We start from the raw sequence: 19,556 nt of genomic DNA on the forward strand, positions 1-19,556 counted from the left end.
TCTTGCGGCGCGCCGGCGATGAGTCCAACGCATTGTTGTCACGTCAGCGATGCCGAACCATCATTGATCCATGGAACTCCAGCAGATGCGTTACGTCCTCGCCGTCGCCGAGACGAACAGCTTCACCCGGGCGGCAGAGCAGTGCCTGGTCGTCCAGTCGGCGCTGAGCCGCCAGATCGCCAGTCTCGAACGGGAACTGGGCGCGCGGCTGTTCGAGCGGACCAGCCGCCACGTGCGCATCACCCCGGCCGGGAAGGCGTTCGTGGCCGCGGCCCGCGAGAGCCTCAACGCCGCGGAGCGGGCGGCCGCCGACGTCGCCGCGGTGACCGGCGAGGTGCGCGGCAGTCTCGCCCTCGGCCTCATCCCCACCGTGGCCGCCGTAGACATCCCGGACGCACTCAGCCGGTTCCGCGACAGATATCCCCAGGTCCAGCTGAACATCCGGGTCGGCGGCAGCGAGGAACTCACCGAGCAGGTCAGACAGGGCAGGATCGAGGTCGCATTCCTCGGGTTGCCCACCAGCGCGCGACCGGTGGGCGTCAACGCCCGTGAACTTGCCCGGGACCGGCTGGTCGCCGTCGTCGCCCCCGACCACCCGCTGGTGGGCGAACCGGCCGTCGACCTCGCCCGGCTCTCTACCGAGACCTTCATCGACCTGCCTCCGCACTCCGCCGCGCGGGCGCAGTCGGACGAGGCGTTCGCCGCCGCGGGTCTGAGCCGTGAGGTCGCGTTCGAGGTCACCACCGCGGACTTCATGATGGCTCGGCTCGTGCGGAAGGGGCTGGCGATCGCGCTGCTGCCCTCGGCCTACGTCCCCCACCTGACCGGTCTGGCCACCATCGAGATCACTAACGCACCCATGCGCGTCGAGTACCTCATCTGGAGCGGCGTCGGACGCACCCCGGCGGCGATCGCGTTCCTCGACCTGCTGGACCTGCCGGACCGCTGACTATCGGGGGCTGCGGCCGAGGATGTCGGCGATCTCCCCGCGCGGGTGGCCGAAGGCGTCGCTCGGTGGCGGTGATCGGCGCGAGCCGGAACGAACGCGCCGTCGGACGCAAGGTGCGGCGCAACCTCATCGACGGCGGTTCTCCCGGTCCCGTCCCCCCGGTCAACCCCAACGCCGCCACTGCCCGAACTGTGAGTATGGGGACGTGCCGCCTCGGCTCGCTGTCTGACCCGTTCCCTAACTGGCCCTGCGGGTGTCTTGTGTTCGATCTGCCGGCTGCGAACAAGAGCACCGTCACCAGCTCGGCTACGAACATCTACGGATCTCTGACGACTACACAGGGCTACCTCCATCCAGACCTCGACGCCATCGCCGAGGCCGGGAATGCGCGCACGCGGCGTTCTCCGACCTGCAGCTCGTTCCACCGCGCGGACAGCGTGTGGTCCCCAGCGGGTTCCCAGATGATCAGCCCATTCACCTGCACAGCAGACGTCCTGTTCGCCCGCGTACACCAGCACCGTCACCGCGCCCAACGCGCCAGAGGCGATGGACCAGTCGGCCGCGGGCGCGCACAGAACCAGCCGCCTCGCCCCCGGGTCCACCGAAACCGCCATCGGTCGCCCGTCCCGGCCCCACGACGTCGCATCGGCGAGGCAGTGCGCCGCTCACCCGCCGATCGAGTGGCCGACCGACCAAGCGCTTCGATCAACCCCGCCAGACGTGTGAGCGACGCCTCCGGCGCCGGATCGCCAGGCGTCAGGCGCTCGAAATAGGGTGCGATCGCCTGACACTCCTGAGCTGCAGGAACGTCAGCAGCGGCAGGTGCCGTTGCCGATCCCCGCCCACGCCAGCCGCGAACAGCACGTCATGCCGATGTCCTGCGGGACCAAGAGTCGAGATCTTCATCTCGCCTCCAGCCACAACGGTACGGAGGAAGGCCCAGGGATGCCCCGATGACACCACGACCGTAGCCATCACCGCCCTGGATACCGTGACCGGAATCGTGCACTACTGCACACACTTCTCCGTGAACGGTGCCGCCGGACCGCGCCCCCGCCCCACGTCTACCTCGCCCCCCCTTCGCGATGCGCAGCGTGAGCTGGATTCCGGCGACGGCACGCGCTCAGCCACGATCCTCGAGTTCCTCACAGCCCAGGAAACCAGGACGGATTTCGTCGAGACAGTCAACAAGAGCTTCGAGGACTTGCACGACCATGACGTGCTCACGAGCGCCAACAAGGGCGTTGGCGAGCACCTGAACGAGCTGACCAAGCCAATTCACGCCCGGGAGGTGGGTGTCACCTTCGAGGGACACGAACTTCGGCGACTGGCAGAAGCCTGCGGATCAAGATGGCCGAGGAGGGTGTGGATCTGGCTGGCCTCGGGGAATCCGGCCTTGGGTACGCGAACCTGCTCTACATCGCGACGGTCATATGGAGCTGCAGAACGCCAAGGACGCCGAACTCGCTCTCTTCCTGGTTGAGGAGCCTGAGGCCCATCTTCATCCCCAACTCCAGGCTGTCTTGCTCGACTGCCTGAGGGAAAACGCCGAGAAGTCGGGGGTGACGACAGCACAGGTCCCGCCGGACGCATCGCGTTTTGGCACCGCACGGGCCGAACTCGGCGAGCTCATCATGACCTCCCCACCGGAAACAAGCAGCTCATGAGCAAGCTGACCCGCGTGCGGTCCGGGGTGAACGCGCTTGAGCCGAGCCCGGTCGGCACGGACTGGCTCCTCACCGGGCCGTCGATGAGCGGGCCCGGCCGGTGTACGTCAGGAGCAGGCGATCAAGAGGGAACACAGGTCACTCGATCCTTGGCCCCTGCCAGTATGGCGTCCGCAGTACGTCGCCATCGACGAGATCATCAAGGACTGGCACATCGAGGACAACGAGACGCTGCTGAGTCAGCTCGGAGTCAACGGCTGACACCTGTCGTGGTCCTTCGGACTCCGTGGTCAGTGCACCTGGTCGGCGAGGTCGGCCAGGTCCTCCTCGGTCAGCTTCAGGGACGCGGCGGCGACGTTCTCCTCCAGGTGGGCGAGCGAGCCGGTGCCGGGGATGAGCAGGATGTTCGGCGACCGGGCCAGCAGCCAGGCCAACGCCACCTGCGGCACCGTCGCGCCGTGGCGGGCGGCGACGGCGTCCAGGCGCTCGGCCGTGAGCGGCCGGAAACCACCGACCGGGAAGAACGGCACGTACGCGATGCCCGCCTCGGCGCAGGCGTCCACCAGCGGGTCGTCCTCGCGCCTGGCCAGGTTGTAGAGGTTCTGGACGCAGACGATCGGCGCGATCTCGTGGGCCTCGGCGAACTCGGCGGGCGTCACGTTCGAGACGCCGAGGTGGCGGATCAGCCCCTCCTCGCGCAGCGCGAGCAACGTCTCCAGCGGACCGGCGAGCGGCGTCCCGGCGCGGTCGAGGTCGCCCATGCGCAGGTTGACGACGTCGAGACGGTCCACGCCGAGCGAGCGCAGGTTCGCCTCGACGCCGCGGCGCAGGCCGTCGGGGGTGAGGCCGCTCTTGCCCTCGGCCGGCAAGGCGAGGTCAGAGCCCTCGACCAGCGCGCCCACCTTCGTCACGATCACCAGGTCGTCCGGGTAGGGATGCAGCGCCTCCCGGATCAGCTCGTTGGCCGCCACGCCGTCGCGAGCGTAGTAGTGCGAGGTGTCGATGTGGTTCACGCCCAGATCGACGGCCCGGCGCAGGACGGCGAGCGCGGTGTCCCTGCCGGGACGGTCGCCTCTCGGCCAGCCGGTCAGCTTCATCGCGCCGTACCCGACCCTGGCGACGCTCAGGTCGCCGCCCAACGCCCATCGTCCAGTCGTCATGATCACCCACTCTAGACGGTGATCAGCGTCCGGGGCCGCGGATGCCGTCGAGCACGAGCGCGACGTACCGGCCTTCGAGGATGCTGAGTACCGAAATCAGCGGTAGCGACCTGGGGCGCGTAAGGTTCGCGTCTCGCCCGTACATCGTGGACGGGACGCGAGACCTTACACGCCGAACTCTGATCCTCAAGGCACCGCGGCGCATCCCTCATCGCTCTGCTGCGGCGCGAGCCGCGGGCATGCGCAGTGGGCGCGGAACGGCTGCTTCGCGCCCACCGTCGATCCATCTGTTTCAGCAGCCGATCGGCGCATCCACCGTGACGGAGGCAGGGCCGTAGAAGCTGGGCCCGCCGGGACCCACGGGCCCCTGGGACAGCTTGACCTCGGCGCGAATCGTCGAACCGCAAGGGGCGGTCGCGGTGGTGCCCTCAACGGTCACGGTGTTGTTCCAGATGCTCACCGACTGCCGCCGGGAGCCGAGGAACAGGCCACCGACGACTTGGCCGGACACCTCCACCTCTGCGCGCTGTGGGGTGATGACTCCGCCGGGGCCAGGCTCCGCGATGCCGGGCGCGCCGACTGTGCCGTAGAACCGCGCCTGAGTGCCCGTGAGATCCACGCAGGCCTTGGTGGAGAGACCCGAGATCAGGACGCTGTCACTGCAGGTGGTCGTAGTCGTGGCGGCGGATGCCGGGCCGCTCAGCGCGAGCGCCCCCGCGGCCGCCGCCCCTGCGGCGAGTACCGCGGCTCCACGCTTGACGATCTGCTTCAACGATTTCCCCTTTGATGATCGGGCGTGCGGCCTCGCGCCACACACGAGCAGTAGCATGTCACACATGACATGATGAAATAGTGAGCGCCAGGAGAACTGCCTGAGAACCCGTGGGAAAAGGTTTGAGCGTTTAAATCGGGCGCTCCAAAACCGCAAAATCGGAAAATGGGATGGGGCTCGAACGCGAAGGCGCGACCCCGGCCGTCAAACTCTCGCCCGAAAAGCGTCCGGGCTGCTTCGCGCCGCGCCTCACCTCCTGTATCTCACCCAAATGCGATCGGTGCAGGGAGTGGCGCTCTCCTCCGGCCGGGAGACGAGCTCTCACCTCGCATTCAATTCATTTCCCATTCATCTGCAAGAGCACTTCGCGACTCTCGGTTCCGCAGGGAAGCGGCGACAGCGGAAGAGGGTCACGTGGACATGCATTCAGAAGACCCGGCCATTCTGCGCGACATCGTGACCGCCGAACTCGGGCGCGCGGGCGCACGGGACTGGTCGATCGCCGAGGACAACCTCTGGTGCAAGGTCACCCCCGACGCCTACCCGATGCCCGACCAGGGATGGAAGCTGCATGTCTCCGCGACGATGCTCTCCGCCCCGCTGGCGCTCGCCCGCGCCTCGCGAGTACTCACCGAGGCCCGTTGCGCCTTCAAGTTCCCCGCCCGGCTGAGCGACTACTGGAAACTCCTTGAACCGCACTGCAGTCGGGCGCAGGCCGGGAAGTTCATCACCGTCTATCCCCTCGACGACGCCGAGTCGGTACGCCTGGCCGCCCTGCTCGATGACGCCACCCGGGGACTTCCCGGCCCGGTGATCCTTTCCGACCGTCCGTACCGGGCAGGCGGGATCGTCCACTACCGCTACGGCGCCTTCAGCGGGCACCGTGTGCTCGGCAACGACGGGTTCTACGAGATTCGGCTGCGTTCACCACAGGGGCGGCTCGTTCCCGACGAACGGCGGCCGAGCTTCTCCCCGCCACCGTTCGCGACCTGCCCGTTCGAGGATCCGGAGGCGAGCCGGCGCCCGCGGGCTGCCGCGGTGATGCTCAATGACCGGTTCATCGTCCGTAAAGCCGTACGGCATGCCAACCGCGGCGGCGTCTACCTCGCCGAGGACACCACCACCGGCCACGTCGTCGTCGTCAAAGAGGGGCGTCCGCACGCGTGCGCCGATCTGAGCGGCCGCGACGCGCGAGATCGGGTCGCGGCCGAACGTTCCTGTCTGGAAGCCCTCGCCACGACCGGGATCACACCGGCCGTGGTGGACTTCTTCGAGCAGGGCGGCCACACCTTCCTCGTCGAGGAGTTCGTGCCGGGGATCACGCTGCAGCGCTGGTCGGACGAGAATGCCGGGCCACTGGGCGAGGACGGCTTCGGCAGCGCGCCGGTGCAGGTCCTGCCCATCATCAGCCGCCTGATCGCGTCGCTGAAGGCGCTGCACGGCCGAGGCTACGTATTCGGCGACCTGTCGCCGAACAACGTGATGCTCTCGCCCGGCGGTGAACTTCGGCTCATCGACCTGGAACACGCGGCCGTGCCGGGCACCACCGTCATGGTGGGCGGGACTCCGGGCTACCTCGCCCCGGAGCTGGCGGGCCACACGGGGGAGTTCCGGCCCGCCCCGCACGCAGGCGCCGACCTCTACAGTCTCGGCGCGATGGCGTACTTCCTGGCGGTCGGCGCCCACCTGGACCCGCCGGGCCCCGGCCAGGCGGCCAGGGTGGCAGCGGTTGCCGCGGCCAACCCAACGCTCGCCCTGCTGCGACCGCTTGTGGAGAGCCTGCTGTCGACAGAACCGGAGCGGCGCTGGTCGCTGGACAGTTGCCTCCGCTTCCTCACCGCGCTCGCCCCGGAGCGGGCCGCCCCCCACCACCGGTCCCGGCCGCCGCAGCGGGTCGGCCGCCTGATCGACGACGGGATCGCGCACCTGGTGGAGACGATGGACACGAGCGAGGACGCCCCCTGGCCGTGGCCCGACGCCGCCGATGGCATCGAAGCCGATCCATGCTCGGTCAACGGTGGCGCGGCGGGAATCCTCGGCGTCCTGACGCGGGCCGAACCGCACGCGAGGGCGGCTGCCGAACTCGCCCGCTGGTTGAGGCGGCGGCTGGCGGCCGAGGACGTCTGGCCGCCCGGCCTGCACTTCGGGCGCTCCGGCGCCGTGTGGGCGCTGTACGACGCGGCGACGGCCATGGGCGACGCCGAGCTGGCATGGTTCGCGGTACGGACAGCGCGGCAGCTGCCGACCGACCACCCCAGCTCCGACGTGACGCACGGACTGGCCGGATGCGGCATGGCGCTCCTGCACATCGCACTGGACTCGGGAGATCTCGCGCTCCGGGACCGGGCCGCCGAGGTCTTCCAGAACCTGCATCAGGCGCGGTCGTACGGCAACGGCCACCCGCAGTGGCCGACGCCGCAGACGTTCGACTCGGGCCTGGCCGGGGCCAACCACTTCGGTTTCGCGCACGGCATCGCCGGCATCGGGACCGCGCTGCTCCACGCGGGCCGGGCCCTCCACCGGCCTGACTGGACGGCGACGGTCCACGAGATCGCCCGCGCCCTCTACGAACACGCCGAAGTGGACGGCGACACCGCCTGGTGGCCGACGCAGCGCGGCGACCTGTCCACGGTGCGCCCGCGCCGGCCGCACTGGTGCAGCGGCTCCTCCGGAATCGGCTCCTTCCTCGTGAGGCACTGGCGTGCCACCGGCGACCCGCCCGCGCTGGACCTGGCGCGCAAGGCCGCAGCGGCCGTGCACCGTACTCGATGGCAGTCAGGGCCGGTGCCGTGCCACGGGCTGCCCGGCGACGGTGAATTCCTGCTCGACATGGCCGATTTCACCGGTGACGACCACTACCGGCGGTGGGCGCGAGATCTGGCCGGCTGCCTGGAGATCCGCGCGGCCGACCGTCGCGGCCGCCTGCTCGTCCCCGGACCCCAGGGAGACTTCCCGCCGACCTTTCTCGCCGGTACGGCGGGGATCGTCGCCTTCCTCCTGCGACTGCGCGACCGGTCCGCCCGGTTGTGGATGCCGGAGGAGGCCCCCAGACTCGCCGCTCCCGCAGCGGGACGGCGATGACAGACGGCCGCACCACAGGCGGCCCCGGCACTCACAAGGAGGTGACGACCATGTCCTTCGACGTCGAGGACCTGCAGGCGCTCCAGGAGCTAGAGCCCGGCGCCAACGAGGCGCTCCGGCTGACCCACTGCATCAAGCACTTCGGCTGCACCGACAACTGACAGCCGAACCCGCCCGCCCGGACACGGGCGGGCGGGGCGCTGTTCGATCAGTAGACGTTCGATCAGTAGACGTTCGATCACCAGACAAGGACAGGCCCGGTCCGTGCCCGCGTCGTAGGCGGGCCCGGTCCGCTTGCCTCCCGGGGAGAGGGACGGCGCGCCGTCCGGGCTGAGGTCGAGGCGAGTCAACAGCGGTGCCGCAAACCACTCCTCCAGGTCCGGCCAGTGCTTCACGAACCGGTCGTGACAGTAGCGGCGCATCCGGCGCCGCGCGAGCCCCCGAGGGCCCCTTGCAGCCAGGCGAAGTACTCCTCTCGGCAGGCGTGCTGCCGCCGCGGCGAAGGCTCGGCGACGAGACGCACCGCGCTCACCGCTTGTTCTCCAGGGCCTGGGTGTACTCGGCCAGCACCGCCTCATCAGAGACCCGGGTGTAGACCTGCACCGACTCCGGCGAGGCGTGGCCGAGACGTTTCTACAGCGACAGCTCCCGCATGCCGCCCTCCCACGTGGCCGTCGCATGTCGTCGTGATGGGGGCGGGCAACTCGGCGGTCCAGGTCGCCTGCGAGCTGGCCGCCGAGCGCCGGGTGACGCTGGTCAGCCGGGCGCCGATCCGGTTCGTGGCGCAGCGCCCGCTGGGACGTGACCTGCACTTCTGGTTCCGCGTGACCGGGTTCGACCGGCTGCCGCCGGCCCTAGCCGAAGCTCCGCCCGCCTCGCCGGTGCTGGATGACGGCCGCTACCGCCGGGCGCTGCGCGAGGGCCGCTACACGCACCGGGCGATGTTCGCCCGCCTGGACGGCGATCACGCGGTCTGGCCCGATGGCGAGCGCGAGCGCGTCGATGCGGTGCTGCTGGCCACCGGCTACCGGCCGAACCTGCACTACCTCGCCGACCTGGGCGCACTGGGCGCGCTGGACGACGGCGGCCATCCGCGTCAGCGCCGCGGCCTGTCATTGACCCATCCCGGCCTGGGCTTTGTGGGCCTGGAGTGGCAGCGCACGCCCTCCTCCAACACCCTGCGCGGCGTCGGCGCGGACGCCGCGCACGTGGTGGGGATGATTGCCCGTCACCTGCGCGGCGCTCCCCAGCGCGCCGGGTAGCGATCCTGAAGCGGCTCGGGTCCGCTGTTCCGCGTCGACCATCAGCTAATTTGACTTCCGTCTAAGTAGTGACGCATGATGACTCCTGCTTAGATGAACTTCTATCCAAAGGGGTGCGTGATGCGCGCTCTGTTCACCCGACGCCGCCGCCCGCCCGCCGAGCGGCCCGGCTTCACCGTCGACAAGGCCACCTCGCGGGTGTGCGACCTCGACTGCCGCGCCGATGCCGCCATCGAGCGCGCCCGCCTCTACGCCACGTTCCCGTCCTTCCGCTAACCCCCTTCTCGCCACTTGGAGAAACAGTCATGAGTGACAGCTGCTGTGGCACCAGCACGATCGAGATCGAGCAGTTCACCACTCCTCAGCAGACCGCCCCGGGGGTGACCGGCTTGCCGGTCGTCGTGATCGGCGCCGGGCCGGTCGGACTGGCCGCCGCCGCCCACCTGGCCGAGCGCGGCATCGACTTCCTCCTCTTGGAAGCCGGTGACCGGGTTGCCACCTCGGTCGCGCAGTGGGGCCACGTGCGGGTGTTCAGCCCGTGGAAGTACAACATCGACGCCGCGGCCCGCCGCCTGCTGGAGGCCGGCGGTTGGAGCGAGCCCGACCCTGACTGGCTGCCGACCGGCGCCGAGCTCATCGGCGACTACCTCGCCCCGCTGGCCAAGCTGTTCGGCGACAAGGTGCGCCTGGGCACGAAGGTGAGTGCGATCAGCCGCCTGGGCTACGACCGCGTGCGCACGACAGGCCGCGAGCAGGCGCCGTTCCTCATCCGCCTGGCCGACGGCACCGACCTGCAGGCGCGAGCGATCGTCGACGCCGCCGGCACCTACACCAGCCCGAACGTGCTGGGCGCCGGCGGCCTGCCCGCCCATGGCGAGCACGAGGTCTTCATCGACCACGCCCTGCCCGACGTGCTCGGCGCCGACCGCGACCGCTACGAGGGCAAGCGCGTACTGGTCGTCGGCGCCGGCCACTCCGCCGCCACCACCCTGCTCGCCCTGGCCGAACTGGACGACACCCCGATCACCTGGGCCATCCGCGGCGGCAACGCCACCCGCACCTACGGCGGAGGCGACGCCGACGCCCTCCCGGCCCGCGGCGCGCTCGGCACCCGGCTGCGCGCCCACGTCACCTCCGGCCGCATCCAGCTGCTGACCGGCTTCTTCACCCACCGCCTCCACACCACCAGCCAGGGCATCGAGGTGATCAGCCGCGACCCCTCCGGCCACGAGCAGAGCGTCACCGTGGACCGCATCGTGTCGGCCACCGGCTACCGACCCGACCACTCCATCGCCTCCGAACTCCGGCTCGACCTCGACCCGGTGCTCGGCTCCACCCGCGCCCTGGCCCCGCTGATCGACCCCAACCAGCACTCCTGCGGCACCGTCCCCGCCCACGGCGTCGACGAACTCGCCCACCCCGAGCCCGGCTACTACGCCGTCGGCGTCAAGAGCTACGGCCGCGCCCCTACGTTCCTCATGGCCACCGGTCACGAGCAGGTCCGCTCGGTCGTGGCCGCGATCGCCGGGGACTGGCAGGCGGCCCGCGACGTTCAGCTCGACCTGCCCGAGACCGGCGTGTGCTCCTCCAACCTGGCCGAGGCCCAGGAGCAGCGCGTCGGCCTGGCCACCGGCATCAGCGTCGGCCTGCTGGCGACCTCGCTCCCGCTCGTCACCGTCGCAGCTCCGGCGGAGCCCGGCGGCAGCTGCTGCGGCTGAAGGGAAGCACCCCGATGTCTGAGGGCTACCCCACCGCCGCCCAGAAGGAAGCGCTGCGCCTCATCTGCGACCACGAGCCGATGCCCGCCCACCGGCTGGCCGACGAACTGGTCGCCGCCCGCAAACCCAGCACCAACCCCGGCTACGGCCCGGCGATCGCCCGGATGGCGGGAACGCTCGCCTGGCGGCTGCAGGCCCAGGGCTTCATCGCCGAGACCCTCGCGGGCGACTGGGCGACCACCGTTGAAGGCCGCGCGCTGATCGCCTGTCCAGCATGAGTTCCCCCGCCGAGACCGCCGCCCTCCAACAGCAGGGCGGCGGTCCGCCGCGTTCCCGGCACGGCCGCCGGATCGTCGCCGCGCTGGCCGTCACCCAGACCACCGGCTACGGCGTGCTCTACTACGCCTTCTCGGTCTTCCTCGTCCCGATGGCCCACGACCTGCACGCCACCAACGCCCAGGTCGCGACCGCGCTGACGGTGTCCGTGCTGATCACCGCTGTCTGTGCCCCGCTCGCCGGGCGGTGGCTGGACGCCCACGGCGGTCGCGCCCTGATGACGTTCGGTTCGCTGCTCGGCGCCGGGGCGGTGCTGGCCTTGTCGCAGGTCACCGCGCTGTGGCAGCTCTACCTCGTCTTCGCCGCCATTGGCGTCGCCAGCTCGATGGTGCTGTACGAGGCCGCGTTCGCCGTGATCATCGCCTGGTACGGCGCCGACGCGCGAGGCCGTCCGCGAGGCATCCTGGCGCTGACCATCGTCGCCGGGTTCGCCTCCTCGATCTTCATCCCGCTCACCGGCCTGCTGGTCGACGCCTACGGCTGGCGCCAGGCCCTGGTGGTCCTCGGTCTCGTCTACGGCCTGGCGGCGATCCCGCTGCACGCGCTGGTGATCCGCCGCCGCCCGGCCCACGCCCGCACACCCGAGGCCGCCGGGGAACGCGCCGACCTCGTCAGGGCCGCCGGGCGCCGTCGTCCGTTCCGGCTGCTGGTGATCGCCTTCACCGCCAGCGGCGGCGCGGTCGCCGTCATCGCCGTCGTGCTGGTCACCTACCTCATCCACCTCGGCCACAGCCCGGTCCTGGCCGCCACGCTCGCCGGACTGCTCGGCGTCCTGTCGGTCACTGGACGGCTGGTCACCACCGGTCTGCAGACCCGCCTGCCCGCCGCTCTCATCGCCGCCGCGATCTATGCGCTGCAAGGCGTCGCGGCGCTGCTCCTGCCGGTCCTCGGAGCGAGCGTCGCGGGCGCGATCGGCTGCGTCCTGCTCTTCGGGCTCGGCTTCGGCATCGGCTCCATCACACTGCCGCACCTGCTCGTGCAGCGGTACGGCACGACTGCCTACGCCAGCCTGTCGGGGCGCATCGCGGTCTTCTCCGTCGCCGACAAGGCGTTGGCTCCCCTGGGCGCGGTCGCGCTCGCGCAAGCTGCTGGGTATGGCTGGGTGATGGGCGCCGTGGCCGTGGCGTGTGTCATCTCCGCGTTCGCGCTGGTCGCATACCACCGTCTATAATTTAGACTGGCATCGAATTAAGGAGTCGCGTCATGGCAGCCCCCGCCACCGCCCAGTGCTGTGCGCCGATCGCCCGCGAGCCGCTCGGTGAGGCCGAGGCCGCCGAGCTGGCCACGCTCCTCAAGGCGGTGGCCGACCCGGTGCGGCTGCGCCTGCTGTCGATGATCGGTTCCCACGCCGGCGGCGAGGCGTGCGTGTGCGACCTGACCGGTGTCTTCGATCTGACCGCTCCCACCATCTCCCACCACCTGAAGGTGTTGCGCACCGCCGGGCTGATCGACGGCGAGCGGCGCGGCACCTGGGTCTACTACCGGATCATCCCCGAGACGGTGAACAAGTTGGGCGCGCTGTTCACGCCGCTCGCCGCCCCCGCCAAGGCGCAGGACGGCCCGGTGGACGTGGAACTCCTCACCGTATGACCGGCGCGGCACGCCTGGCCGATGTCGCGGTCATCGGCGCCGGGCAGGCCGGGCTGGCGGCCGGCTACCACCTGCGGCGGGCAGGCGCCGACTTCGTCATCCTGGACGCGGGGCACGCCCCGGGTGGCGCCTGGCAACATGCGTGGCCGTGCCTGCGGCTGTTCTCGCCCGCGCAGTACAGCTCCCTGCCCGGCCGGATGATGCCGATCCCGGCCGACGGCGGCTGTCCGGACGCCGCCCACGTCGTCGCCTACCTCGCCGACTACGAGCAGCGTTACCGGCTGCCGATCGTCCGCCCCGCCGTCGTACGGGCCGTAAGACGTGCCGGTGACCGTCTCGCCGTGGAGAGCGCCGCCGGCACCTGGCACGCCCGGGTCGTCGTCAGCGCCACGGGCACCTGGTGGCGTCCCTACGTGCCGCACTATCCCGGCATCGGTGACTTTCGCGGTGAGCAGTTGCACACCGCCGGCTACCAGGGTCCCGAGCCCTTCCGCGGCCGCCGGGTGCTGGTCGTGGGCGGCGGCAACTCCGCCGCGCAGATCCTCGCCGAGCTCTCCCAGGTCGCCCAGACCACCTGGGCGACGCTACGCCCGCCCCGGCTGCTGCCCGACGAGATCGACGGCCGCGCCCTGTTCGACCTGGCCACCCGCCGCCACCAGGCCGCCCTGGCCGGACAGAACGCCGACAGCATCGCCGACCTGGGCGACATCGTCGCCGTCCCGCCCGTGCGCGAGGCCCGCGACCGGGGCGTGCTCAAGGCCGAGCCCATGTTCTCCCGCATCACCCCCGACGGCGTGGCGTGGGCCGACGGCAGCACAGCGGCGTGCGACGTGATCGCGTGGTGCACCGGCTTCCGCCCCGCGCTGGCTCACCTGTCCCCGCTACGGCTGCGCGGCCCCGGCGGCGTGATCCCCACCGACGGCACCCGCGCCCTGGCCGAACCGCGCCTGCACCTGCTCGGTTACGGCGACTGGACCGGCCCCGCCTCGGCCACCCTCATCGGCGCCGGCCGTAGCGCCCGGCAACTGGCCGCAGAGGTCATCGCCCAGCTTTAGGCGCGCGCACTTCGGTGTCATTCACATCTGATTCGACCTTCGTCTATCTTGACGAACATCTAAACAGCGTGAGATCGTGACTCCTGATTCGACATATATCTAAGTGTTGAAGGTCTCGACCTCGCACCGGCAGAAGGGCAACCACCGTGACGACGAACCAGACCAGCGGCGGCTTCATCGGCGACCTGGCAGAGGCTTTCGCACCGCCCGCCGCCGGCGGCTGCTGCGGAGCTCCTGCCTCCCCCTCCCTAGCCAGTGACACAGCCCCGCAGGCAGATGCAGCCGCCACCGCCTGCTGCGGCAGCACGCCCGCCGCCCAGCAGGCCGCCCAGGCCGGCTGCTGCGGTCAGGCGCCGGCCCCGGCCGCCGAGGCAGCCTCCACCGGTTGCTGCGGATGACCTCCACCATGCCGGACCTCCCTCAGGCGCCCGGCCTGGCCGCCGTCGTGGAGCGGGTGTCGGCGGCGCGGATGCTGGCCACGGTGCACGAGCTGGCCCGCGACCACTACGCCGGGCGGCGCGTGGGCACGCCCGGAGGCCGCGCCGCCGCCGCGTGGCTCGCCGAGCGGCTGCGCGAGCTGGGCGCCGAGGTCGAACTCGACTCCTTCCCCGTCGCCGACGTGCGGGAGCTGTATGCCACCCCGGTGCTCGAATGGAACGCAGGCGACCAGGCGCTGCGCCTGGAGCACCGCCGGGACTTCGTCGAACACCTGGCCACCGCAGACTTGCCGAACCCGCACACCGCGCCGCTGGCCGCCGCCTCCGAGACCGACCTGCACGGCCGATGGGTGCTGGCCGAGGCCGGAGACTGGGCGCAGGCGTGCGAACGAGCAGAGGTCCACGGCGCGGCCGGAGTACTGACCGCGCGCGGCACCGACCCCGAGGGATGGATGCCCAAGATGATCGCCGGACCGGCGCCCCGCGCCGTCCCGATCATCGCCCTGCGCACCGACCTGCACGCCCGCCTGGCCGACGCCCTGGCCGCCGGCCCGGTGCAGGTGACCGGGTCGATGCCGCTCCGGCAGGTCACTGCGGAAGGCCGCAACGTCCACGCCCGCTTCACCCAGCCTGGAAGGGCGGGGGCCGGGCCGCGGGTGCTGCTGACCGCGCACTACGACGGCGTCGGCGACGACCCCGGCATGCGGCTGCCCGCAGCCGCTGACAACGCCTCCGGCGTGGCCGCAGTCCTGGAGGCCGCCCGCGTCCTGACAGCAGACCCGGCCACCCGGGCCGAGTTGTCGGTGGCCTTCCTGGACGGCGAGGAGAGCGGGGCATGGGGATCGGCCCACCACGCGCCCGCCCTGCCGTCCGACACGCTGGCGATCAACCTCGACGGCGCCGCGCACCTGCACCAGGCCGCCTCCGTCGAGGCCGGCGGCCCCGCCCACGCCCTGCTGGCCACCCTCGACCAGGCCGCCCGCCTGACCGGCGTGCCGCTGCGAGCGGGCGCGATGGCGTCTGACAACCGCCGCTACGCCGCCGCCGGCCTGGCCGCGATCGGCATCGGCATGGGCATGCCCGGCTACCAGACCCCCGCCGAAACCCCCGACCGCGTCCAGCCGGACACCCTCGTGGCAGCGGCGCGGCTGCTGGTCGCCGCGGTCGGACTGCTGGCCGCCCAGACTCCGGTCTGATCAGCTCACGATGGCACCACCAGGTCGGGGGCTGCTGTGCTCAGGTGCCGTCGGCCGATGATGGGGCGGCTTGCTGGGTGAAGTGCTCAGCCAGGGCGGTCATCTTGCCCAGGTAGCGGGCGGCCAGTTGCAGGTGGGTGTAGGCGGTGTCCTCGTCGACGGCCTGCCCTCGACCGCCCTGCGGCCTCGCTCGGACAGTTTCCATCGCCAGTTGTCACTGGCCGGTTGGCGTTCGGGGTCCAGGTAGATCAGGCCGTCGGCGAGCAGCCCCCATGACGCCTCCCACGTCTCGTGTGGCTGGCAGGCCACCACCGTCGTTCTCGTAGCTGCTCAGCTTGGCAGCAACTCGCTGAGCAGCTTCTCCACTCGTAGGCGGATGTCGTCACGGATGACTCGGACGGCGTCGATGCCCTGTCCGGCCGGGTCGTCGAGCTTCCAGTCCTCATACCGCTTGCCGGGGAAGACGGGGCAGGCGTCGCCGCAGCCCATGGTGATCACGGCGTCGGAGGCCTCGACCGCGTCGATGGTGAGCACCTTGGGCTGCTCGCCGGTGATGTCGATGCCGACCTCACGCATGGCCTCGACCGCGACCGGGTTGACCTGGTCGGCGGGCGCGGACCCGGCAGAGCGGACCTCGACCCGGCTGGCGGCCAGGTGGGTGAGCCAGCCGGCGGCCATCTGGGAGCGTCCGGCGTTGCGCACGCACACGAACAGGACTGACGGCTTACCGGTGATGGTCTCGGGGGTGCTTTCAGGCACGGGCGGGCTCCTCGGCGGTGGGGTGGAACAGGCGGCGGCCGACCAGGCTGACGTAGACCAGGGCGACCAGAACGGGGACCTCGATGAGCGGGCCGACCACTCCGGCCAGGGCCTGGCCGGAGGTGACGCCGAAGACGCCGACCGCGACGGCGATGGCCAGCTCGAAGTTGTTTCCGGCGGCGGTGAAGGCCAGTGTGGTGGAACGCTCGTAGCCCAGGCCGATCAGCTTGCCGGCCAGGAACGACCCGCCCCACATGAGCGCGAAGTAGGCCAGTAGCGGCAGCGCGATGCGGGCAACGTCGCCGGGCTGGGCGGTGATCGTGCCGCCCTGCAGGGCGAACAGGATGACGATGGTGAACAGCAGCCCGTACAGGGCCAGCGGGCCGACCCGTGGCAGGAAGCGGCTTTCGTACCAGTCCCGGCCGCAGGCGCGTTCGCCGAGCTGCCGGGACAGGTAACCGGCGGCCAGCGGGATGCCGAGGAAGATGAGCACGTACCGGGCGATGTCCCAGGCCGAGACCTCCAGCGCGGCCTGCGACAGGCCGAGCCAGCCGGGCAGCACCTGCAGGTAGAACCAGCCCAGCGCGCCGAACGCGACCACCTGGAAGACCGAGTTGAGCGCCACCAGGACGGCGGCGGCCTCGCGGTCGCCGCAGGCCAGGTCGTTCCAGATGAGGACCATGGCGATGCAGCGGGCGAGCCCGACGATGATCAGGCCGGTGCGGTACTCGGGCAGGTCGGGCAGGAATGTCCAGGCCAGCGCGAACATGACGGCCGGGCCGAGCACCCAGTTCAGCACCAGCGAGGACAGCAGCAGACGGCGGTCGCCGGTGACGGCGCCGAGCCGGTCGTAGCGGACCTTGGCCAGCACCGGGTACATCATCAGCAACAGCCCGAGGGCGATCGGCAGCGAGATCCCGCCGACCTTCACCGCTTCCAGCGCGGTGTTCAGCCCCGGTACCAGCCGTCCGAGCAGCAGTCCGGCGGCCATGGCCGCGATGATCCAGACTGGCAGGAACCGGTCGAGGGTGGACAGGCCAGCGATGACGCCCTGCGCGGGCGCGGGGGCCGATGGCGCCGACGTCGGGGAAGAGGAAGAGGACATCAGGCTTGTTCCTCAGACGGTGGCGGGCACGTCGAGCAGGGCCGACAGCTCACCCAGCGTCTCGGGGACCAGCCGGTAGTACACCCAGGAGGCGCGCCGCTCCGAGGTCAGCAGCCCGACCTCCTTGAGCACCTTCAGGTGGTGGCTGATGGTCGGCTGGGACAGCTCGAACGCGCCGGTGATGTCGCACACGCACACCTCGCCGCCGGCGCGGCTGGCCACGATCGACAGGATGCGCAGCCGCACCGGATCGCCCAGCGCCTTGAACACCCGCGCCACCCCGGCCGCCTGCTCGGCGTCCAGCGGCTCGCGGGCCAGCGGCGGGCTGCACTCCAGGATTTCCAGCAGTTCCATCCACTGCCCTTCCGTATAGACGTTCATCGAAATAGGTATCTATCTATATTGACATCTGCCGATGCGTGCTCCGCACGCGGGGACGGCGGGCATCAGAGGGTGGGGATCTCCAGCTCGGCCAGCAGGGTGCGGACCCGGCGCTCGATGTCGTCGCGGATGGGGCGGATCTGCTCGACCGTCTTGCCGTCGGGGTCGTCCAGGTCCCAGTCCAGGTAGCGCTTGCCCGGGTAGACCGGGCAGGCGTCGCCACAGCCCATGGTGACCACCACGTCGGCGGCCTGGACGATCTCGCTCGTCCACGGCTTGGGGAACTCACCGGTGATGTCGATGCCGCGCTCGTGCATCACCTCCACGACGGCCGCATTGATCAGCTCGCCGGGCTCGGTGCCGCCGGACCAGCCGAGCGCGCGCTGCCCGGCCAGGCGGGCGAAGAAGCCGAGCGCCATCTGCGAGCGGCCGGCGTTGTGCACGCACAAGAACAGCACGATCGGCACGCCGGCGTCGTCCTTGCCCTCGACGCGGGCCAGCGCGCGCAGCCGCTGGCGGGCGAACCGCTCGGCCAGCAGTGGCAGGTAGTTGGCGATGACGGCCCGGCCGGCGAACTGGTCGTAGCTGGTGTGCAGGAACCGCTCGATGGTCTCGGTGCCGAAGGTGCCGGTGAACTCCTCGGCGAGGGTGCGAGCTGCGGTGAGCAGGGCGTGCTGCTGATCGACGGCCAGATCGGCGTGACGGTAGGTGCTGTCCATGAAGGGCTCCGGCGGCGTCGCTCATATCGACGGCTGTCGATTTCGATTTTTATCGATATTGGCAGCCGTCGATGTCGCGAGGGTGAACGCCGGGCCAACAGCGAGTCCTTGCGAGCCCTTGCGGGCTCTCAGGCGCCGACCACTGCGCTGCGGCGTTCGATCAGCAGCACGTCGCGCCAGACGCCATGGTGGCGGCCGACGCGCTCGCGGCTGCCCACGACGCGGAAACCGAGCGCCTGGTGCAGGCTCAGGCTGGCGGCGTTCTCGGCGAAGACACCTGACTGGATCGTCCAGACGCCGGCGTCCTCGGCGGCGGCGATGAACGCCGCCAGCAGCGCGCGGCCGATGCCGTGGGCCTGGCAGCCGGGGTGGACGTAGACGCTGTGCTCGACCACACCCGCATACACCGGCCGGGACGAGACCGCCGTGGCGGCCACCCAGCCGAGCACCTCGCCGGAATCGCCATCAGTCGCCACGTACCGCAGGTGCGGCAACCGGCTCGCGGTGAACCCCTCCCAACTGGGCGCGGTGATCTCGAAACTGGCCTGGCCGGTGTCCAGCCCGGCCTGGTAGATGGCCAGCACCTCGGCGGCGTCGCTGTCGCGCATCGGCCGGATCTCCAGGCCGGGCCCGATGGCGGGCTTGACGGCCTGGACGATGGCCGAGTGCACCCCGTCGCCGTGATCGGCGGTCAGCGTGATGGCGATCTGGACGAAGCCGGCCGCGACGAGCAGGTCCCGGTACTCCTGCACGGTGAGCGATCCGGCGGCGCAGCCGATGCGCTGCTCGGCCCGCTGCCGCGCCTGCTCGTCCAGGACGTGCGCGGTGACGACGTCGCTGACGCCGAACCTGCCGCCCGGTCGCAGCACCCGGAACGCCTCGGCGAGCACCGCCGCCTTGTCGTCGGACAGATTGATCACACAGTTGGAGACGACCACGTCGACCGCGTGGCCGGGCAGCGGGATCGCCTCGATCGTGCCGTGCAGGAACTGCACGTTGGACGCGCCCGCCTGTTCGGCGTTGCGCTGGGCCAGGTCCACCATGGCAGGACTGGCGTCCAGGCCGAAGACGGTGCCGTGCGGGCCGACCCGGCGGGCTGACAGCAGCACGTCGATGCCGCCTCCGGAGCCGAGGTCGAGCACCGTCTCGCCGGCACGCAGTTCGGCGACGGCGACCGGGTTGCCGCAGCCCAGGCTGGCCCGGAGCGCCCCGTCGGGGAGCGCGGCGGCGTCGTCGCCATAGCCGGCCGGGCCGAAGCCACCGTCGGTGAACGCGCCGGGGTCGCAGTCGGCGATGCGCTGCCCGGTGAGCGCGGCGCGGGCCAGGGCGGAGTAGTGGTCGACGATCTCGTCATGGGCCATGAGATCTC

20 protein-coding genes are annotated in these 19,556 nt (G+C 71.0%); 12 read left to right on the forward strand and 8 right to left on the reverse strand.

Annotated features, from left to right (window positions below; translation table 11 throughout):
• The first annotated feature begins 70 nt into the window (after positions 1 to 70).
• The 3 genes from ABZ444_RS17405 to ABZ444_RS17415 all read left to right on the forward strand — a co-directional run bounded on the left by ABZ444_RS17405 (position 71) and on the right by ABZ444_RS17415 (position 2,616).
• On the forward strand, positions 71 to 949 hold the full coding sequence (locus ABZ444_RS17405; RefSeq protein WP_357997281.1) for a LysR family transcriptional regulator: 879 nt from the start codon (positions 71 to 73) through the stop codon (positions 947 to 949).
• Between the two features lie 71 nt (positions 950 to 1,020).
• Positions 1,021 to 1,722 (forward strand): hypothetical protein, encoded by a 702-nt coding sequence (locus ABZ444_RS17410; protein ID WP_357997606.1) that lies wholly within the window; start codon positions 1,021 to 1,023, stop codon positions 1,720 to 1,722.
• A gap of 660 nt (positions 1,723 to 2,382) precedes the next feature.
• Entirely contained in the window at positions 2,383 to 2,616 is a 234-nt protein-coding gene (locus tag ABZ444_RS17415; RefSeq protein ID WP_357997284.1) for an AAA family ATPase, read from the forward strand.
• A gap of 290 nt (positions 2,617 to 2,906) precedes the next feature.
• On the opposite strand, the gene ABZ444_RS17420 is transcribed toward ABZ444_RS17415, so the two are convergent.
• Together ABZ444_RS17420 and ABZ444_RS17425 are read right to left on the reverse strand one after the other, a co-directional pair.
• Positions 2,907 to 3,776: an oxidoreductase gene (locus ABZ444_RS17420; protein ID WP_357997286.1), complete on the reverse strand. Its 870-nt coding sequence runs from the start codon at positions 3,774 to 3,776 to the stop codon at positions 2,907 to 2,909.
• Positions 3,777 to 4,068: 292 nt separating this feature from the next.
• Entirely contained in the window at positions 4,069 to 4,548 is a 480-nt protein-coding gene (locus tag ABZ444_RS17425) for a hypothetical protein (protein WP_357997289.1), read from the reverse strand.
• Between the two features lie 420 nt (positions 4,549 to 4,968).
• Between ABZ444_RS17425 and lanL the strand changes: the two genes are divergently transcribed.
• The 9 genes from lanL to ABZ444_RS17470 all read left to right on the forward strand — a co-directional run bounded on the left by lanL (position 4,969) and on the right by ABZ444_RS17470 (position 15,223).
• Positions 4,969 to 7,629, forward strand: a complete 2,661-nt coding sequence (lanL, locus tag ABZ444_RS17430) for a class IV lanthionine synthetase LanL (protein WP_357997608.1) — start codon at positions 4,969 to 4,971, stop codon at positions 7,627 to 7,629.
• Positions 7,630 to 8,318: 689 nt separating this feature from the next.
• Positions 8,319 to 8,891, forward strand: a complete 573-nt coding sequence (locus tag ABZ444_RS17435; RefSeq protein WP_357997611.1) for a hypothetical protein — start codon at positions 8,319 to 8,321, stop codon at positions 8,889 to 8,891.
• 120 nt (positions 8,892 to 9,011) lie between these two features.
• Positions 9,012 to 9,167 carry a hypothetical protein gene (locus ABZ444_RS17440; RefSeq protein ID WP_357997292.1) on the forward strand — a complete coding sequence of 52 codons (156 nt, stop codon included), beginning with the start codon at positions 9,012 to 9,014 and terminating at the stop codon, positions 9,165 to 9,167.
• A gap of 29 nt (positions 9,168 to 9,196) precedes the next feature.
• Positions 9,197 to 10,609 carry an FAD-dependent oxidoreductase gene (locus tag ABZ444_RS17445; RefSeq protein WP_357997295.1) on the forward strand — a complete coding sequence of 471 codons (1,413 nt, stop codon included), beginning with the start codon at positions 9,197 to 9,199 and terminating at the stop codon, positions 10,607 to 10,609.
• A 14-nt stretch (positions 10,610 to 10,623) separates the two neighbouring features.
• Complete coding sequence (locus ABZ444_RS17450; protein WP_357997298.1) at positions 10,624 to 10,887, forward strand: hypothetical protein; 264 nt, start codon at positions 10,624 to 10,626, stop codon at positions 10,885 to 10,887.
• On the forward strand, positions 10,884 to 12,116 hold the full coding sequence (locus tag ABZ444_RS17455) for an MFS transporter (protein WP_357997301.1): 1,233 nt from the start codon (positions 10,884 to 10,886) through the stop codon (positions 12,114 to 12,116). Before ABZ444_RS17450 ends, ABZ444_RS17455 begins: the two co-directional genes overlap by 4 nt.
• A 32-nt stretch (positions 12,117 to 12,148) precedes the next feature.
• Positions 12,149 to 12,535, forward strand: coding sequence for a metalloregulator ArsR/SmtB family transcription factor (locus tag ABZ444_RS17460; RefSeq protein WP_357997304.1), 387 nt, complete (start codon positions 12,149 to 12,151; stop codon positions 12,533 to 12,535).
• Positions 12,532 to 13,590: an ArsO family NAD(P)H-dependent flavin-containing monooxygenase gene (locus ABZ444_RS17465; protein ID WP_357997307.1), complete on the forward strand. Its 1,059-nt coding sequence runs from the start codon at positions 12,532 to 12,534 to the stop codon at positions 13,588 to 13,590. The genes ABZ444_RS17460 and ABZ444_RS17465 overlap by 4 nt, the downstream gene beginning before the upstream one ends.
• Positions 13,591 to 13,996: 406 nt before the next feature.
• Entirely contained in the window at positions 13,997 to 15,223 is a 1,227-nt protein-coding gene (locus ABZ444_RS17470; protein WP_357997310.1) for a M28 family peptidase, read from the forward strand.
• A gap of 40 nt (positions 15,224 to 15,263) precedes the next feature.
• Here the strand turns inward: ABZ444_RS17470 and ABZ444_RS17475 are convergent, their stop codons facing one another.
• The 6 genes from ABZ444_RS17475 to ABZ444_RS17500 form a co-directional block, all read right to left on the reverse strand.
• Positions 15,264 to 15,428, reverse strand: a complete 165-nt coding sequence (locus ABZ444_RS17475) for a hypothetical protein (RefSeq protein ID WP_357997313.1) — start codon at positions 15,426 to 15,428, stop codon at positions 15,264 to 15,266.
• Positions 15,429 to 15,553: 125 nt separating this feature from the next.
• Positions 15,554 to 15,982 (reverse strand): arsenate reductase ArsC, encoded by a 429-nt coding sequence (locus ABZ444_RS17480; protein ID WP_357997316.1) that lies wholly within the window; start codon positions 15,980 to 15,982, stop codon positions 15,554 to 15,556.
• The gene (arsB, locus tag ABZ444_RS17485; protein WP_357997319.1) at positions 15,975 to 17,087 is read right to left on the reverse strand and encodes an ACR3 family arsenite efflux transporter; all 1,113 of its coding nucleotides are present in this window, start codon (positions 17,085 to 17,087) and stop codon (positions 15,975 to 15,977) included. Before arsB ends, ABZ444_RS17480 begins: the two co-directional genes overlap by 8 nt.
• Before the next feature lie 12 nt (positions 17,088 to 17,099).
• Positions 17,100 to 17,441, reverse strand: coding sequence for a metalloregulator ArsR/SmtB family transcription factor (locus ABZ444_RS17490; RefSeq protein ID WP_357997322.1), 342 nt, complete (start codon positions 17,439 to 17,441; stop codon positions 17,100 to 17,102).
• A gap of 92 nt (positions 17,442 to 17,533) precedes the next feature.
• Positions 17,534 to 18,187 carry an arsenate reductase ArsC gene (locus tag ABZ444_RS17495; RefSeq protein ID WP_357997325.1) on the reverse strand — a complete coding sequence of 218 codons (654 nt, stop codon included), beginning with the start codon at positions 18,185 to 18,187 and terminating at the stop codon, positions 17,534 to 17,536.
• Between the two features lie 128 nt (positions 18,188 to 18,315).
• Complete coding sequence (locus ABZ444_RS17500; protein WP_357997328.1) at positions 18,316 to 19,548, reverse strand: GNAT family N-acetyltransferase; 1,233 nt, start codon at positions 19,546 to 19,548, stop codon at positions 18,316 to 18,318.
• Positions 19,549 to 19,556: the final 8 nt, after the last annotated feature.

This window comes from Nonomuraea sp. NPDC005730 (assembly GCF_040630865.1).
Classification (GTDB): Bacteria; Actinomycetota; Actinomycetes; order Streptosporangiales; family Streptosporangiaceae; genus Nonomuraea.

Coding starts and splice junctions, on each gene's coding strand:
- ABZ444_RS17405 (WP_357997281.1), top strand. CDS start 71: ATGGAACTCCAGCAGATGCGTTACGTCCTCGCCGTCGCCGAGACGAAC.
- ABZ444_RS17415 (WP_357997284.1), top strand. CDS start 2,383: ATGGAGCTGCAGAACGCCAAGGACGCCGAACTCGCTCTCTTCCTGGTT.
- ABZ444_RS17420 (WP_357997286.1), bottom strand. CDS start 3,776: ATGACGACTGGACGATGGGCGTTGGGCGGCGACCTGAGCGTCGCCAGG.
- lanL (WP_357997608.1), top strand. CDS start 4,969: ATGCATTCAGAAGACCCGGCCATTCTGCGCGACATCGTGACCGCCGAA.
- ABZ444_RS17435 (WP_357997611.1), top strand. CDS start 8,319: ATGGGGGCGGGCAACTCGGCGGTCCAGGTCGCCTGCGAGCTGGCCGCC.
- ABZ444_RS17440 (WP_357997292.1), top strand. CDS start 9,012: ATGCGCGCTCTGTTCACCCGACGCCGCCGCCCGCCCGCCGAGCGGCCC.
- ABZ444_RS17445 (WP_357997295.1), top strand. CDS start 9,197: ATGAGTGACAGCTGCTGTGGCACCAGCACGATCGAGATCGAGCAGTTC.
- ABZ444_RS17450 (WP_357997298.1), top strand. CDS start 10,624: ATGTCTGAGGGCTACCCCACCGCCGCCCAGAAGGAAGCGCTGCGCCTC.
- ABZ444_RS17455 (WP_357997301.1), top strand. CDS start 10,884: ATGAGTTCCCCCGCCGAGACCGCCGCCCTCCAACAGCAGGGCGGCGGT.
- ABZ444_RS17460 (WP_357997304.1), top strand. CDS start 12,149: ATGGCAGCCCCCGCCACCGCCCAGTGCTGTGCGCCGATCGCCCGCGAG.
- ABZ444_RS17465 (WP_357997307.1), top strand. CDS start 12,532: ATGACCGGCGCGGCACGCCTGGCCGATGTCGCGGTCATCGGCGCCGGG.
- ABZ444_RS17470 (WP_357997310.1), top strand. CDS start 13,997: ATGCCGGACCTCCCTCAGGCGCCCGGCCTGGCCGCCGTCGTGGAGCGG.
- ABZ444_RS17475 (WP_357997313.1), bottom strand. CDS start 15,428: ATGGAAACTGTCCGAGCGAGGCCGCAGGGCGGTCGAGGGCAGGCCGTC.
- arsB (WP_357997319.1), bottom strand. CDS start 17,087: ATGTCCTCTTCCTCTTCCCCGACGTCGGCGCCATCGGCCCCCGCGCCC.
- ABZ444_RS17490 (WP_357997322.1), bottom strand. CDS start 17,441: ATGGAACTGCTGGAAATCCTGGAGTGCAGCCCGCCGCTGGCCCGCGAG.
- ABZ444_RS17495 (WP_357997325.1), bottom strand. CDS start 18,187: ATGGACAGCACCTACCGTCACGCCGATCTGGCCGTCGATCAGCAGCAC.
- ABZ444_RS17500 (WP_357997328.1), bottom strand. CDS start 19,548: ATGGCCCATGACGAGATCGTCGACCACTACTCCGCCCTGGCCCGCGCC.